The organism is Nonomuraea sp. NPDC050451, from assembly GCF_044458585.1.
In genome coordinates this window covers 1-15839 of the sequence record NZ_JBITHZ010000026.1, presented here as the reverse complement: position 1 = coordinate 15839, position 15839 = coordinate 1, and the positions used below count along the sequence as shown (strand labels likewise).

The following is a 15839-nucleotide window of genomic DNA, read 5'->3' as shown; positions in this document are numbered from 1 at the left end:
CCGGGGGGTGGATCCGGCGACCGCGCGATGGCGCGGCCGCCGGCGATGTGGGGGGGTGACTACTGGATGTTGGAGCGGCGGATGGTGTCGGCCGAGCCGTCGCCGTTGTTGTCGGAGTTGGTGGAGCCGAACCAGATGGCGTTGGCGCCGGGCACCTTCTCGACCGCGCGGAGCCGGCCGTACGTGCCGTTGAAGTACGAGTTGACCGTCGAGACGTTCTCGCCGTTCAGCACGATGCGCCACAGCCGCTGGCCGCGCAGCGCCGCCATGAAGACCGTGTTGTTGACGATGGCGATGCCGCTCGGCGAGGCCTCGGCGACGCCCCAGGTGTACTTCGGGTTCGTCATGCCGGACGTGCTGCAGGTGCCCTCGCAGGTGGGCCAGCCGTAGTTCTTGCCCGGCTGGATGAGGTTGAGCTCGTCACGCGAGGAGTTGCCCAGCTCCGACGACCACAGCCGGCCGGCCGAGTCCCAGGCCAGGCCCTGCGGGTTGCGGTGGCCGTAGCTGTAGACGCGGGTGCCGAACGGGTTGCCGGGCGCGGCGGCGCCGGTCTTGGTGATGCGCAGGATCTTGCCGTTGAGCGAGTCGAGGTCGGGGGCGTTGCTCGACTGCTGCGCGTCGCCGGTCGTGACGTACAGGTAGCCGTCGGGGCCGAACCTGATGCGCCCGCCGTTGTGGTACCGGTTCTTGTCGATGCCCTGAAGGATGGTGGCGTAGCCGCTGAGCGCGGTGCCGTTGAAGTTCATCTTCGCGACCCGGTTGCCCTCGGAGGCGGTGTGCATGAAGAACACCTCCTGGTCGCTCGTGCCGTTCCAGGTGGGCGAGAAGTCCAGGCCCATCAGGCCGCCCTCGCCGTTGGTGGTCTGCACGTTGGGCACGGTGCCGACCTGCGTCTTGGTGCCCGACGGGGTGATCTTGAACACCTTGAACGTGTCGCGCTCGGTCACCAGCGCGTACGTGCCGTCGGGCGCCCAGGAGATGTCCCACGGCACGTCCCAGCCGCCGGCGATGCTGGTCGGCGTCTGCGGCACGGTGCCGCAGCTCCCCGTGGTGAACGACGCGGACGGCGCGCTCGGCGTGGAGAGCTGGTTGGCCGTGTCACGCGCGACCACGTGCACCTGGTACGTGCGGGCGCATTCGAGCGGCACGCCGGCCGTCGTGGCCGGCGGAGTGCCGGTCACCGTGGCGAGCACGGCGTTGGTGGCGTTGTCGCGCACGAGGTAGGCCCGCACGCCGTTGTCGTCGGTCGAGGCGCCCCAGGTCACGGTGGCGGAGGTGGACTGCACGGCGCTGACGGTGGGCTGCCCCGGCTGCGACGGCGGGTCGTCGGCGGGCGCGGGCAGCGTCTGGCAGTTCGCCTCCGGGCTGCTCAGCGACACGTTGCCGGAGGCGTCGCGGGCGAAGACCGACAGCTGGTAGGAGAAGTTCGGGTTGAGCCCGGTCAGCCGGTACGGCGGCGTGCTCGCGGTCGCGATCTGCTGGCCCTGGTGGTAGATGTCGTAGGCCACCACGCCGATGTTGTCGGTGGACGGCGGCCAGTCCAGGGTCAGGGCGTTGTGCGTGATGTCGGAGCACGTCGGCTGGCCCGGCGAGGTCGGCTTCTCGGTGTCGCCGGGGCCGGTGACCCGCAGCCGGTCGAGGTTCGGGCCGCCGTTGGCCGTGGTGGCCGTGGCCCTGACCGTGTTGCCGCCCGCGTTCAGCGGCGCGTCCACGCTGATCTCCTGCCAGGTCGTCCAGGCGCCGGTGCCGGGGAAGGACCGGGCGGTGGCGACCGCGGTGCCGTTGACGGTGACGGTCATCGGCCGGTCGGTGGTGGTGCCGTTGGCGAAACGGAAGGTCAGGCTCTGGGTGCCGGCGGCGGCCGCGCTGACGGCGAACTCGACGGAGGAGCCGGTGACGTTGTCGTAGTTGACGAAGCCCGAGCCGGTGAATCCGGCGTGGTTCGACTCGACGACGCCCTGCGAGATCGTCGCGGACTCCGCCTGGTAGTCGGTGAAGTTCGACGACTGGACCTCGGCGTCGAGGTAGTCCCAGTTCGGGTTGCCGCCCGCGCCGGTGGCGGTGGCCCTGATCGTGTTCGCGCCGGCGGTGACCTGGGCGGTCAGCGTGATCGTGGCCCAGGTGGTCCAGGCGCCGGTGGCCGGGAAGGACCGGGCGGCGGCGACGGTCGTGCCGTTGACCGCGATGTCGCTGGGCCGGTCGGCGCCGGTGCCGTTGGCGTAGCGGAAGGCCAGCGTGGCCGTGCCCGCGGCGGGCGCGTTGATCGTCCATTGTGTGAAGGAGCCGGCGACATTGTCCCCGTTGACGAAGCCGGTGCCGGAGTAGCCGGCGTGGTTGGACTCGACGACGCCTTGGGAGATCGTCGCGTTCTCGGCTTCGTACCGGGTGGGCGCCGCGTCCGCGGGAAGGGCCGAGGCCATTCCGAGGGCGAGTAAGCAGGCGATGACGCAGGCCCGGGACTTGCTGAAGTTCATCGGGCGCTCCTGGCTGAGAGTGATGCCGGGTGTAAGGAAGGGGAGCTTCCCAAACGTTTGCCATAAACCATCAGGCCCGTCAATAGTTGGAACGCTCCATTGCTTAGGAAAGTTTCCTAACTTTGCCGCATCGATACATCGGATGACATCGACCGGTAGACAGGGCGCCACGCCGGGATGTATGCCTGAGGTGCGCAAGGAGATCGGAGCCATGTGCCACCGATCGTGCAGGACCACACCGGCGGGCACGGCATCACAGCTCGTCAGACCCGGAGTGATACATGGGACGTCTTCGCGCAATCACCGCCGCAGCACTCGGCGGTCTGTTATTCCTGCAACCGGTTGCCGTCAGCTCGGCCGCGGCGGCCACCCTCTACGAGGCCGAGGACGGGACGGTCTCGCGGGGCGTCGTGGAGTCGAACCACGCCGGGTTCACCGGCTCGGGGTTCGTCAACTTCGACAACGTCGCCGGCTCCTCCGTCGAGGTCTCCGTCAGCGCGGCGGCCGCCGGCCTCCAGGGCCTGACCTTCCGCTACGCCAACGGCACCAGCGCCGACCGGCCGATGACCGTCACCGCCGGCGGCACGAGCACCACCCTGTCCTTCCCCGGCACCGGCTCCTGGACCACCTGGCGGACCGTCACCGTACGGGTCACGCTGGCGGCGGGCGCGAACGCTGTCAAGGCCACGGCCACCACCGCCGACGGCGGCCCGAACCTCGACTCGCTGAGCGTGGACTCCTCGACGGGCACCGACTGGTCCAGGGCGATGGTCGACTCGACGACGGCTCGATTCTCCCCCGGCACGCTCGGCGGCTGGAGCTACCCGCAGGGCCTCTACCTCTGGGGCCAGTACCTCGTCTACCAGCGCACGGGCGAGCCCCGCTACCTGCAGTACATCAAGGACTGGGCCGACCGGTTCGTGGACTCCTCCGGCGGCATGTCCCAGAGCTTCAACAATCTCGACAGCATGCAGGCCGGCAACGTCCTGCTCGCCCTCTACCGGGAGACCGGCCAGGCCCGCTACCGCACGGCCGCGGCCAAGATCAGGACCCGGCTGAACACGTACCCGCGCACCTCCGACGGCGGCTGGTGGCACTCCACCTCCACCTCCCGCGAGGGCCAGCTGTGGGGCGACGGCGTCTACATGGCCGACCCGTTCCTCGCCCGGTACGGTGCCTGGGTGGCGGCCGACTCCTTCACCGGCACCGAGCCGGCCAGGCAGCTCGAGATCTACTGGAGCCACCTGCGCCGCACGTCGGGCCAAACCGCCGGACTGCTGTACCACGCCTACGACGAGCCGGGCGGCCCCACCGCGTCCTGGGTCAAACCCTCACTGGGCAACACGAACGGGATCTCCTGGTGCCGGGCGATGGGCTGGTTCGGGATGGCCGTGACCGACATCCTCGAGCTGATCCCGGCCGACCATCCGCGCCGGGCGGCGCTGATCGACATCCTGCGCGAGCTCGTGCCCGCGTACGCCCGCTGGCAGGACCCGGCCACGGGCCGCTGGCGGCAGGTGGTCACCGAGCCGTCGAACCCGTCGAACTGGACGGAGACGTCGTGCTCGGCGATGTACACGTACACGATCTCGCGGGCGGTCGAGCGCGGGTACGTGGACGCCTCCTACCGCGCGAACGCCGACCGCGGCTACCAGGGGGTGCTCACCCAGGTGTCACTCGGCTCCGACGGGCGGACCAACCTCGTGGGCGTCAGCGAGGGCACCAACGCCAGCGACTCGCTCGGCTACTACTTCGGGCGTGCCCGGCCGGTCAACGACTTCCACGGGCTGGGGGCGTTCCTCATCATGAACGAACAACTGAGCCGCTGAAGTGTGTATTTTGGTCACTTCCGTATCGCCTGCAACACGGAGAGAGACCGCGTGCGTTCCGCCAGACTCGTCCTCGGCGCCGCCCTCGCCGCCTGTGTCCTGCCCGTCGCCCCGCCACCTGCCGCGGCCGCGACCGCACCGCTCCTCGCCGGGTCCGCGACCGTGCTGCGTGTCGCCGGGTCCGCGACCGTGCTGCCCCCGGTCAGGGCGCAGCTCGCCGCGCCCGCCGCGGCTTCTGCGGGGATCAAGGGGCAGGCGCAGCGGACGAGCTACTACTGCGCCCCGGCGTCCAGCGCGATCGTGCTGCGCGCGTTCGGCGTCAAGCGCAGTCAGGACCAGCTGGCCGAGGAGATGAAGACGAGCGCCGAGGCCCGCTCGACCAAGCGGGAGTACGTGGTGGCCGTGCTCAACGCGTACCTCAGGCCGAAGGGCTACCAGTTCCGGCTCACGTACGCGAAGGACGACCCCGCCGCGCTGATGGCGCAGGTCTCCCAGGCGGTCGGCGTGCACGGGAAGCCCACGATCGTCGCGGTCCTCGGCAACCGGCTGCCCTGGAGCAGGAAGAAGCGCGACTTCGGCCACGCCATCGTCGCCTACGGCTACGACACCGCGAAGGGCACGATCACCGTCTGGGACCCGAACGCGCGCCGGGGCGCCACGGGCACCCACGTGATCCCCGCCAAGGACCTGGCCGCCGTCGTCTTCGACATCCCCGGCAGAGGGATCGGCGGGGTGTTCGAGCTGTCCAAACCGCTCCTGTCGCGGTGACGGCCGCCCCCTAGGATGAGTCCGTGGGGGTCGAGTTCGGGATCCTGGGCGAGGTCAGCGCGTGGGCGGACGGCCGGCCGATCAACCTCGGGCCCGCGCGGCAGCGCTGCGTGCTGGCGGCCCTCCTCGTCGACGCCAACCATCCCGTCTCCCTCGACCAGCTCACCGACCGCGTCTGGGGAGACGCCCCGCCGCAACGGGCCGCGGGCACGCTGCACAGCTACCTGTCCCGCCTGCGCTCCGTCCTGTCCCCCTCCGACAGCATCCACCGCAGCGCCGCCGGCTACCTGCTGCGGGTGCCGGAGGAGGCGGTGGACCTCCACCGGTTCCGCGCGCTGCTGGCCCGGGCGCGGGCGAGCGACGACCAGGACGCCGCCCGGCTGTACGAGGTCGCGCTGGGCCTGTGGCGCGGCGAGCCGTTCGCCGACCTGGACACCCCGTGGCTGGCGACCCTGCGCAACACGCTCCGGACCGAGCTCCTGTCCGCCCGGCTCGACCACCACGACGTCCAGCTCCGGCTGGGCCGGCACGCCGAGCTGCTGCCCGAGCTGACCGTGCTGGCCGACCGCCACCCGCTCGACGAGCGCCTCGTCGGGCAGCTCATCCTCGCCCTCCACCGCAACGGCCGCCAGGGCGAGGCGCTCGACCGCTACGAGCGGACCCGCCACCGGCTGGCCGACGAGCTCGGCGCCGACCCCGGGCCCGATTTGCGGCGACTGCACCTGCGCCTGCTCAACGCCGAGACCACGCTCACCCCGCGCCCCGCTCCGGTGCCCCGTCGGCTTCCCCCGCCGCCGCCGTCGTTCGCGGGACGCTCGCGCGAGCTGTCGGCCCTCGACCGGATCATGGCCGCGCCCGGGAACACGGTGGTGATCTCCGTCATCGGCGGTACGGGCGGCGTCGGCAAGACCTGGCTCGCCCTGCACTGGGCACACGCCAACCTGCCCCGCTTCCCCGACGGCCAGCTGTACGTGAACCTGCACGGCTTCGCCCCCTCCCCCGCACCCATGCCACCCGAGACGGCGGTGCGCGGTTTCCTCGACGCTCTGGGCGTGGACGCCGCCGCGGTGCCCGTCGGGCTGGAGGCGCAGGCGGCGCTCTACCGCAGCCTGGTGGCGGGCAAGCGGATGCTGATCGTGCTCGACAACGCCCGCGACACCGACCAGGTGACCCCGCTGCTGCCCGGCAGCCCGTCCTGCGCGGTGCTGGTCACCAGCCGCCGCCAGCTCCCCGGCCTCATCACCGGCCACGGCGCCCGGCCGATCCAGCTCGACGCCTTCGACCCCGGCATCCCGCCGGCCGTCACACCGCCGGCCGCGCCCGCACCCGCGCCACCCCCGACGCCCGCACCCCCGCCGGCGCCCGAGCCACGTTCCGCCGCACCTTGGAGCTGCTCAGCCACCCGGAGGCCGAGTAACCCTTAGACGTTACTCGAAATGGAAAGGGCGGCTACGCAGCAGCCGGTTAGCTTGGCCGGGCATCGCCATCCATATGAAGGGAAACAGCTTTCATGGCAATATCGTTCGGCCGCATGACCCGTCCCGTCGGCCTCGGGCTCGCCGTGGCGCTCGGCGCCACGCTGTCCTTCGGGATCGCCACGCAGGCGTCCGCCGCCACGGGGTCGTCGGCCCAGAGCGTCGCCGAGCAGCGGGTGAAGGTCTACGAGCTGATGACGAAGGACGGTGGCTTCTTCTACACCAGCAACGAGGCGGAGAAGGAGACCGCGATCACCAAGCACGGCTGGTCGGTCACCCAGACCCCGATGTACTACATCTCGCGCGCCCCCTTCGCCGGCGGCAAGCCGCTCTTCCGGCTGCGCTGGGAGAACAAGGCCTCCTACATCGTCACCGGCTCCGTGGCTGAGCGGGAGTCGCTCGTGAGCTCGGGCAAGTTCCGCTACGAGGGCATCCTCGGGTACGCGCCCGCCGCGGCCTCCCCCGGTGAGACGGTGAAGATCTTCCGCCTGTCGAACAACAACAAGTGGCGCCTCGCCATCGACTCGCACACCCAGAAGATCCTGGCCAACGAGCCGGGCTGGAAGCTCGACGGCCCGCTGTTCAACCAGTTCACCAAGGCCGGCTGAGCAGCAGTTCGCTGAACGGGGGGCGCGCCGGATCGCGGGCGTACCCCCGTTTCCCTTGGGCGATTCAGCGGAGGCAAAGCTCCAGGAGCGCCCCCGCCCGGGGCGTGCGGTCGATCCACACCTCGCGGCCCCGGCGCTCGCGGGCTATGAGCCGCGCCGCGACCAGCCGGTCGCAGTGGAACGTCAGGCTGCTGGGCGGGATGTTCATGCCGCCGGCCAGCATGGCCATGGTCATGGGCCGGTCGAGCGTACGCAGCAGCTCCGCCCGTACCGGCCCCACCAGCTCCGAGAGGTCATCGCTGTCCGTACGCCACATCCTCCCGGCCGCGGGAATCGGGTACCCGATCCACACGGCCTCCGGGTCGTCCAGCCCGACGATCAGCGCGTCCTTGCCCGCCAGCATCGGCACGAGCACCAGCGACCGGTCCCCCAGCTCATGGACGCCGGCCGCGACCCCCTCGATGACCAGGCCCTTCTCGTCGCGGACGAGTCTCCCGGCGATCGAGCCGAGCAGCGCGTCCGCGCCGCCGCGCACGCTCGCGACGCCCACCCGCGCGACCTCCCTGTCGAGAAGCGGGCGCGCCCTGCTCCACAGCGGCTCGGCGACGGCCCACACGTCGGCGAGCGCGCCCGCGTACCCACCTAACCAGCGGTCGGGCCGGTCGGCGGCGGCCCGCCAGTGCGCGGGCAGCGGCCCGAACGCCTGCTCCAGGTCCTTGAGCAGGAGGTCTGGCGACATGTCATGCAAACGATCGATCTGCTCCTGAACGGAGACGTCACCGAGGGGGGCGCACGGCACGACGCTGTCCGGCACCACCGCATGGCCGGGTGCGCCCAGCGGCCGCACCGCCTCCTTCGACCGCCAGCTGGTCCGTGCCTGAACCGTCCTTCGCCACGATTGGGGCAGACCGCGATAACGGCCCGCGAGCGCATCCGTGATCATGGCGAGCACGGTCAAACTCGGGGAGAGCGACACCGAAATTCGCGGCGTCGCGGATATTCGTATTTCCGTCCGTTCGCAGGCGTTGAATATGTCCGACCGCCAATCACTCGTCCCGTACGTTCCACTGTGCCGGGGCGGTCTTGCACGGATCGTGTGGGTTCCATGAATCCCCTGCTCACGTCGGGGATGCCGGGCGCGCGGCCCCGGCCGTAAAGAAGTAAGTGCTGATGTCTAGGCGAAAGGCGGGCACCCGGATATGGTGCGATACGGGCAAGCCATAACAGTGCATCGTCTCCGGATTCCGATCGGTGGGCACCGCATGCCGGATCTGACGTTCGCCATTCAGAGATTGCCGGGCGTGAGCGTGATCTCGGTGGCCGGCGAGGTCGACGTCGCAACCGCAGGGCAGCTCGATCGACATATCCGCGACAGCAGGCGGCAGCCCGGCGAGCACGTGGTGATCGACCTCAGCGAGGCACAGTTCCTGGGCAGCGCCGGCCTTCGCGTCCTGCTCAACACCCACGCCTTCGCCCGCCAGCACGGCGGCAGCCTGCACCTGGCCGCCCCCGATCCGAAACTGGCCCGGATCATGGAACTCACGTGGGCCCACACCGTCCTGCACGTGCACGCCACCGTGGAAGAGGCCGTCCTCGCCGCCCTGAGCGACACGACCCGCGAATCACTCGGCCCCGTCGACGCCGGCGACCCCTGTTGAGCTGAGCACCTCCCTGATCGCGCCCCTACCGGCGGACCCGCACCATCGCCCCCACCCCGGTCCCGCCAGACCACCGTGCCGGCCGACGCCCGGTCAGCACCGTGACACCACCACGCCCAGCCAGCATCGCGTCACCACCGCCGCTGAAGTCCGCCCACTCAGGCCCGACCGCTCAGGCCCGACCACTCAGGCCCGACCGCTCAGGCCCGACCGTTCGGGCCCGCCCGCTCGGCCACTGCCTTCTTACCTTGCGACGTCAGCACCTCGGCCAGGTGACACGCGAGCCGGCCACTCTCGACCTGAAACGGGGCGCATGGCGGCGGCAAGCCCGGCTGCGCGATCAGTTGACCGACGGCGCGACGACCGGCACCCGCCCCTGATACGGGTCGATGCGGTTGAGCGCTCCCCTGGCGATGTCCGCCACATCGGAGTCCTTGAACTCGTCGGTCAGCGGAATCCCCAGGCGCTCGAACAGCTGACGTGTCTCGTCCACGGTGGGCCGGACGCTCAGCCGCGGCGCCCTCGCCACGTCCAGCAGTTTGGTCTGGTCGAGGCTGTTGTGCAGCTCGATGGACCACGGGTTGTAATGCGGGCTGTCCTGCGGAATAGCGAGGCCGGGAAACTCGGGACCGCGCTGGGTGATCACCAGATTGTGCTTGGTGAGATCGCAGCGGAACAGCGAGATCGTGCGGGACAGGCCGATCCGCAACTCCAGCAGCTGGCTGTTGTGCTGCCGGTACCAGCAGGCGGCGAGGATCGTCGAATACACGTCCTTGCGCGTCCCCAGAGACGTCCACCCTTTCTCCTCGGCGCCGTCGTCGGCGAGACTGCGGTGCAGCTGGGTGTACTCGGCACACAGGGGCTCGTCCGTCGGGTCGATTAATTCGAGCAGGAAACGGAGTTTGCTGCGCTTCTTCTTGGCCCGCTCAACGCATTCGGGCAGCGTCACCGCCCGGATAAACGTGCCCGTGCCCCCTTTGAACAGCCACATATCGCTGCCCGCCCGCGCCTCCTCGAGGAGTCGCGTGATAGCCGCCCCGTTGAGCGACTTGACCGAATCGCCGCTGGCCAGCAATCGCCACATTCCGTCGGTCGTACGCGCGACAGTATCAAGCTGGTCGGCCACCCGGGCCTGCCTGTTCCTGTCCCTGATCCAGACGAACGCGAGCAGGGCCAGCACCGGCAGAATCAGCTGGTCTGATTGTCCGTCTTTGAGTACATCGAGCAGATCGAGCACACTGACGGCAGCGGCGACGAGCAGCACGATGCCGAGATCCACGTTGGAGACCGCGGCACGGAGCCGCGCCTTGACGTTCGCCATGTCTGTCGTTTAGCGGTCCGAACGCTCCCCGTCAAGCCTTGATCACACTACGGGTACCCCTGCGGCGACCTGGAGCTTCCGATTGCGCCCGCGCCATTCTCCACCACGCCGTCCCGGCATTTTCCTATGGGCAAACGAGCGAAACTCCGACAAGAGGTTTCCATAAGTGAGTGTTTGAGAAGTTACGTGTAGACGGCATTGGCAAGGCAAGGTGTGCGAGTGCCGTCTCGCCGTGGGTATCCGCCCCCGCGACAAGTCGGACCTCTACGGCCGGATCGGCTGGCGATCGCGTTCGTTTGGTTAGATCGCGCGGTCGAGGTCGAAGCTTGGTTCAGCGCAGCCCGCACAGCTTGCCGTAGCGCAAAGTCGCGTAGCCGGGCAAGTCACGGAGAACGCGAAGCGACGTATCCTTCGCCCGTGGGACTGCGGTTCAAGACGCGCGAGTCGGACTCGGCGTGGGTCGACATCGTGTGGACATGCACGAGCGAGCAGGTCACTGCAATGACGTCCATCGCAGGGGTGCGTTGGGGCCTGGTGTTCTGGGAACACGCCGGCCGGGCGTACGCGGGCATCACCGGTCCCGAGACCCGGACCGGCACGGCGCCGGTGCCGGAGGGCGCGACCTTTACCGGCATCGAGTTCGCCGTGGGCACCTCGTTGCGGGCCGTGCCCACGCCGGCGCTGGTCGACGGGGGCATCGGGCTCCCCGACACCACGCGCCGGACGTTCCGGCTGGACGGCGCGCGGTGGGAGACGCCCGGCCCCGACGACGCCGAGGCTCTGGTCGAGAGGCTCGTCCGGGCCGGGATCGTGGTCCGTGACCTGCTCGTCACCGACATGGTGCGGGGTCACCGCCCGGTCGTCTCGGGGCGCACGGTCGAACGCCGGTTCCGCGCCGCGACTGGACTGACGCGGGGCGCGGTCCGGCAGATCGAGCGGGCCCGCACGGCGGCGCAGCTGCTGGCTGCCGGCGACCCGGCCGCCGACGTCGTTGCCAAGCTTGACTACTTCGACGAGCCGCACCTGGCCCGGGCATTGCGCTCCTACGTCGGACGCACCGTCAGGCAGCTGCGCGAGGGCGCCGGCGGCGCGATCGCCCTCGACCTGGATCAGCGCTTGACGTCGTAGACCAGCTTGAGGATCCCGTTCGAGTAGCTCTCCGATTCCCGCAGCGTCAGCATGTGCTTGTCTCGGTCGGCCCGGCCGAACAGGCTCTTCCCGGCACCGAGTAGCACGGGGAAGACGAGCAGGTTGTACTGGTCGATCAGGCCCGCGTCTGACAGCCGCCGGGCCAGCTCCGCGCTCCCGTGGATGAAGATCGCGCCGCCCTCACCCTCCTTGAGCGCGGCGACGTCCTCGGTCGAGCGCAGGATCGTGGTCGGCCCCCATCCGTCGACGATGGCGTCGTCGGACAGCGTGGTCGACACCACATACTTGGGCAGTTCCTTGTAGTCGGCGTGGTCCTCCGAGCCGGGCCAGACCGCCGCGAACGCCTCGTAGCTGCGGCGGCCGAACATCAGCGCCGTCGTGTCGGTGAGCTCCTCACCCTTCAGCGACCAGGCTTCGGGGACGAACTCGAGGTCCTTGACCACCCACCCGCCGCTGCGGTGTTCTTCCCCCGGCCCGCCGCCAGGCGAGTCCACGATGCCGTCGAGCGACATGAAACCGGTGTAGACCAACTTACGCACTGTGCCGTCTCCTCATGCTCGGGCGAGCTGCCGGGTCCACGGTAGATCACGGCCGCGGTAGCCGTCTTGGACGGAAACGACAGCGGGTCCAAAACGCGTATCTGAACACTGCCGCGACCGGCTCTTCCTTGGCCAGTGTGAGATGTTGATCAGGTCCAGGTGAAAGTGCGGCGGAGCTGCCGGCGGGCAGGTTGTCCGCGGTTGATCCGCCGGAGGATGCCGTTGATGGCGGCCCAGCGGATGACTGCTTCCGAGGTCTCGGGGTGTCGTTCGTAGTCGCGGGCCAGCCGGCGGTGCGGCGTGAGCCAGGCCGGCGTTCTCGCCACGACCCACCGGCGCGGGTGAACGGCGAAGCCACGTTGGTCGGCGGGTATGCGCACGATCTCGACGGTGGTCTTGAGCGTGGTGTTCGCCCAGTCGACGAACCGGCCGGCGAAGCCTTGATCAGCGAAGACGTGACGGATCGGGCTGCTCAGGCAGGCACCGAGAAGGGCGGTCTCACCGCCATCGCGGTCCTGCCACGAAGCCGCGAGCACGGCGACGGTGATCAGCAGGCCGGCGGTGTCGGCGACGATGAACCGCTTGCGTCCGTCGGTCTTCTCGCCGGCGTCGTAGCCGCGGGAGTCTTTTGCCGACGGTGTCGGCGCCCTTGACGCTCTGGGAGTCCAGGACCCCGGCCGACGGCTCGGGCTCGCGGCCCTGCGCCACGCGGGCCTTGACCCGGAGCGAGGCGAGCAGTTTCTCGGTGACGCCGGCGTCTTTCCACCGGGTGAAGTACCAGTACACGGTCTGCCATGGCGGCAGATCCGCTGGCAGGTACCGCCACGGACAGCCCGAGCGGACCAGGTAGAGGATCGCGTTGACGAGCTCGCGCCGGGGATGTTTCTCCGGTCGGCCGTCCCCGCTCGGCTCGGGAAGCAAGTCCTTGACCAGGTCCCACTGGGCGTCAGCCAGGTCAGACGGGTAGCCGCGGCGTGATGACACCCGGACACCCTGCCGGGCCTGATACCAGCCGCCATGCCGCCACGCCGTCTACATGAGAACTTCTCAAACACTCACTAAAGCCCCTGAATCCGGCCCAGCGAGTTGCCTGCATATTCGCTCAATCGGAGCCCGTATGGCAACCCCTATATGTCTTCGACGACGTGCCGGCCAGGAGCAGAGGCAGGATGGCACAGTCGCCCGGCCCCAGGACGAGGCGGCGGGGGCGCGAGCGGATCCGGCCGGATCCCAAGTCCGGCCGGATCGCGCACGGCCGGGGCACGGTCTTCGACAAGGGTCTGGCGCATGCGCGGGACACCGACGGTCGCCGTCCCGGTGCGCAATGACGGAGCAATGAACGTCGCTCCAACACTGACAGGCGGACTTATGACTGCATGACCATTCATGTCAGGAATCGCCCGACGCCCTCATGCGAGCTCGGCAAACCTGGCTATATATGGACCAATACGGACAATGGCACGGTCAAGGTGCCCGCCATCCTCGCCTCTGACCGGCGCCTGCGGCCGGCCGAGGACGGCGGCAGAAGGGCCGACCCCCCCATGCACCGCAACCGCGTGTTACCCGCCGCCCTCACCATCGCCTGCGCCGCCACTCTCACCCTCACCGCCACCACCCAACCCGCCGCCGCGATCCCCCCGAACATCCCCTCCGCCGGCACCGCCGCCGCCCGCCTCGCCGAGCTCACGGTGGCGGCCGAATCTCACAGCAGCACGTACGACCGCGACCTGTTCCCGCACTGGATCACGATCAGCGGCTCCTGCAACACCCGCGAGGAAGTGCTCAAGCGCGACGGCACCAACGTCGTGACCAACTCCTCCTGCGCCGCCACCTCCGGCTCCTGGTACAGCCCGTACGACGGCGCGACCTGGACCGCCGCCTCCGACGTGGACATCGACCACATGATCCCCCTCGCCGAAGCCTGGGCATCGGGCGCCTGGGCGTGGACCACCTCCCGCCGCCAGCAGTTCGCCAACGACCTGGGCGGCCCCCAGCTGTGGGCCGTCACGGACAACGTCAACCAGTCCAAGTCGGACCAGGACCCGGCGGAGTGGCAGCCGCCCCGCACCGCCGAACGCTGCCGGTACGCCCGCGCCTGGATCCAGGTGAAGTGGTACTGGGGGTTGAGCACTGACAGTACGGAGAAGGCGGCGCTGGGCAGCATGCTCACCTCCTGCTGACCTTCCACCGCCGTCGGACTACCGCCCACACGCCCACCTCCCGGACCTCTCCCGTGCCCGCCCCTGCGACTGGCACGCGAGAGGTCCGTCGGCGGCCGGGCAAAGCACCGCAAGGCGACCGAACACAAGGCAATGCCCCAGGAGCCGAAGGACCGAAAGGCGATAGGGGGCGGCGGGCTGGTGCTGGGGTAAGGCGGTGGGGCGAGCGGGATGAGCGGACGGGGCGAGCGGACGCGAGATGGGCGGCTATCGGGGTGGGCGGCTGTCGGGGCGGGCGCTGCGGGCGGCGCCGTGAAGAAGCGCGGACGCGAAATGGGCGGCTGTCTGGGTGGGCGCCGTGAGGATGGGTGCCGTGGGGACCAGGGACCGCGGGGGCGAGTGACCGCAGAGGTGGGTGATCTCAGGGGTGGGTGATCGTGGAAGGGAGGGCGGTAGGTTGGGGGCATGCCGCGTGACACCCTGACCCGGGATCAGATCGTCCGGGCCGCCGTCTCGGTGTTGGACGCCGAGGGTGTGGACGGGCTGAACATGCGGCGTCTGGGCACCCACCTGGGCGCGGCCGCCACGGCCATGTACTGGCACGTCAAGAGCAAGGACGAGCTGGTCGTGCTGGCCGCCGACCACGTGTGGGACGAGATCGAGCTGCCCGACCTCGCGGAGGTCGGCTGGCGGGCGGCCGCGGCGGCGCTGGCCGCAGGCGCGCACGACATGCTGGGCCGCCACTTCTGGATGCTTCCGGCCATGAGCACCCACCTCATCCACGGCCCCAACAAGGCCCGTTACGACGACCGCTGCCTGGCCGTCTACGAGGCCGCCGGGTTCAGCGGGCCGGACGCAGACCAGGCGGCGGCGACCGTGCTCATGTTCGTCATCGGCGCCGCGCAGGGCGAGGCGGCCGAGCTGGCGTGGCGGGCCCGGCTCCGCAGGGCGGGGGCGGACGAGGAGCAGCAGCTGCGCGACACCATCGCGCGCATCAGCGAGATCGCCGCGCAGTTCCCCCGGTTGCGGGCCCGTGCCACGCCGTCGGTGGAGGCCGCCCGGTCGCTGCCGGACGAGGACTCGTTCGAGTTCGGGCTGCGCACGATCCTCGACGGGCTGGAGGCGCGGCTGGCTACTGGAAGTACGCGCTCGCGGCCGGAGTCGCCAGCAGGACGATGACGGCCAGCGAGCCCGCGGTCGTCAGCACGAACCGGATCACGATCAGCGGGCGCGCGATCGCGGGGAGCGCCTCCGCCGCCGCGCGCACCACCGCTCTCCCGTCGAGCTCCCGCACCCCCGGCTCCTTGGACTTCTTGAAAGCCGCCTCGACGTAGCGGGCCGCGAAGATCTGACTGCCGGTGACGAACCCGCCCGCGGTCATGAGTAACGCGGCGGCGATCCACGACAGGATCCGGCCCACCCCGCTCCCCGCGAGGCCGAGTGAGGCCAGGGTCGCCAGGGCGGCGGAGATGGCGAGCGGAAACAGCAGCTCCACGACGCTCTCGGCGAACTTGACCCCGTGCCGGGCGAGCACGCCGGCAGGCAGGCCCTGCCGGGTCACGACCGCCTCCGCGGCGCGCTGAGCCCGCTCCCCGTGGGTGTGGACGATGACGGGCATGACGAGGAACAGCACCGCGAGCGCGTACTGCAGCGTGGACGCGATGACGACGGAAACCGGCATGGGACCCTCCTGGGGCGACGACTTGCACAATGTTCAAGTTCGACGGTAAGGGCGACTTGAACATTGTGCAAGTGCGCGTGGAAGAGGGTCAGCGGTAGGCGGCGGCCTGGAGGGTGTAGAGGTCGGCGTAGAGGCCGTTGAGGGACATCAGGGTGTGGTGGTCGCCCTGTTCGGTGAT

Annotated in this window: 13 protein-coding genes and 2 pseudogenes; 8 read left to right on the top strand and 7 right to left on the bottom strand. The window is 70.0% G+C overall.

What is annotated here, in order from left to right:
• Positions 1–59 precede the first annotated feature (59 nt).
• Complete coding sequence (locus ACIBI9_RS46990; RefSeq protein ID WP_397232896.1) at positions 60–2474, bottom strand: PQQ-dependent sugar dehydrogenase; 2415 nt, start codon at positions 2472–2474, stop codon at positions 60–62.
• Positions 2475–2755: 281 nt separating this feature from the next.
• Here ACIBI9_RS46990 and ACIBI9_RS46985 point away from each other — a divergent pair, with 281 nt between their 5' ends.
• The 4 genes from ACIBI9_RS46985 to ACIBI9_RS46970 all read left to right on the top strand — a co-directional run bounded on the left by ACIBI9_RS46985 (position 2756) and on the right by ACIBI9_RS46970 (position 7154).
• On the top strand, positions 2756–4303 hold the full coding sequence (locus tag ACIBI9_RS46985; RefSeq protein WP_397232894.1) for a glycoside hydrolase family 88 protein: 1548 nt from the start codon (positions 2756–2758) through the stop codon (positions 4301–4303).
• A 51-nt stretch (positions 4304–4354) separates the two neighbouring features.
• A complete protein-coding gene (locus tag ACIBI9_RS46980; protein WP_397232892.1) occupies positions 4355–5071 on the top strand; it encodes a C39 family peptidase in 717 nt (238 codons plus the stop codon).
• A 23-nt stretch (positions 5072–5094) separates the two neighbouring features.
• Positions 5095–6495, top strand: a complete 1401-nt coding sequence (locus ACIBI9_RS46975) for a BTAD domain-containing putative transcriptional regulator (protein WP_397232890.1) — start codon at positions 5095–5097, stop codon at positions 6493–6495.
• Positions 6496–6602: 107 nt separating this feature from the next.
• Positions 6603–7154, top strand: coding sequence for a hypothetical protein (locus ACIBI9_RS46970; RefSeq protein ID WP_397232888.1), 552 nt, complete (start codon positions 6603–6605; stop codon positions 7152–7154).
• A gap of 64 nt (positions 7155–7218) precedes the next feature.
• On the opposite strand, the gene ACIBI9_RS46965 is transcribed toward ACIBI9_RS46970, so the two are convergent.
• Positions 7219–7893 carry an ArsR/SmtB family transcription factor gene (locus ACIBI9_RS46965; RefSeq protein WP_397232886.1) on the bottom strand — a complete coding sequence of 225 codons (675 nt, stop codon included), beginning with the start codon at positions 7891–7893 and terminating at the stop codon, positions 7219–7221.
• Between the two features lie 460 nt (positions 7894–8353).
• Between ACIBI9_RS46965 and ACIBI9_RS46960 the strand changes: the two genes are divergently transcribed.
• Positions 8354–8812, top strand: a complete 459-nt coding sequence (locus ACIBI9_RS46960; RefSeq protein WP_397232884.1) for an STAS domain-containing protein — start codon at positions 8354–8356, stop codon at positions 8810–8812.
• A 340-nt stretch (positions 8813–9152) separates the two neighbouring features.
• On the opposite strand, the gene ACIBI9_RS46955 is transcribed toward ACIBI9_RS46960, so the two are convergent.
• Complete coding sequence (locus ACIBI9_RS46955; protein WP_397232882.1) at positions 9153–10133, bottom strand: hypothetical protein; 981 nt, start codon at positions 10131–10133, stop codon at positions 9153–9155.
• 417 nt (positions 10134–10550) lie between these two features.
• Here ACIBI9_RS46955 and ACIBI9_RS46950 point away from each other — a divergent pair, with 417 nt between their 5' ends.
• Complete coding sequence (locus tag ACIBI9_RS46950; protein ID WP_397232880.1) at positions 10551–11261, top strand: helix-turn-helix domain-containing protein; 711 nt, start codon at positions 10551–10553, stop codon at positions 11259–11261.
• On the opposite strand, the gene ACIBI9_RS46945 is transcribed toward ACIBI9_RS46950, so the two are convergent.
• The 3 genes and pseudogenes from ACIBI9_RS46945 to ACIBI9_RS46935 all read right to left on the bottom strand — a co-directional run.
• On the bottom strand, positions 11243–11821 hold the full coding sequence (locus tag ACIBI9_RS46945) for a dihydrofolate reductase family protein (RefSeq protein ID WP_397232878.1): 579 nt from the start codon (positions 11819–11821) through the stop codon (positions 11243–11245). The genes ACIBI9_RS46950 and ACIBI9_RS46945 overlap by 19 nt on opposite strands.
• Before the next feature lie 149 nt (positions 11822–11970).
• A pseudogene (locus ACIBI9_RS46940) lies at positions 11971–12459 on the bottom strand (transposase); the annotation flags it as partial.
• Positions 12398–12805, bottom strand: a pseudogene (locus ACIBI9_RS46935) (IS5 family transposase); the annotation flags it as partial. The pseudogenes ACIBI9_RS46935 and ACIBI9_RS46940, both read right to left, overlap by 62 nt.
• A 557-nt stretch (positions 12806–13362) precedes the next feature.
• Between ACIBI9_RS46935 and ACIBI9_RS46930 the strand changes: the two are divergent.
• Both ACIBI9_RS46930 and ACIBI9_RS46925 read left to right on the top strand, forming a co-directional pair.
• Positions 13363–14001, top strand: a complete 639-nt coding sequence (locus ACIBI9_RS46930) for an HNH endonuclease family protein (RefSeq protein ID WP_397232876.1) — start codon at positions 13363–13365, stop codon at positions 13999–14001.
• A 444-nt stretch (positions 14002–14445) separates the two neighbouring features.
• The gene (locus tag ACIBI9_RS46925) at positions 14446–15159 is read left to right on the top strand and encodes a TetR/AcrR family transcriptional regulator (RefSeq protein WP_397232874.1); all 714 of its coding nucleotides are present in this window, start codon (positions 14446–14448) and stop codon (positions 15157–15159) included.
• Here ACIBI9_RS46925 and ACIBI9_RS46920 read toward each other — a convergent pair.
• Complete coding sequence (locus ACIBI9_RS46920; protein WP_397232872.1) at positions 15113–15661, bottom strand: hypothetical protein; 549 nt, start codon at positions 15659–15661, stop codon at positions 15113–15115. The genes ACIBI9_RS46925 and ACIBI9_RS46920 overlap by 47 nt on opposite strands.
• Between the last annotated feature and the right edge of the window lie 178 nt (positions 15662–15839).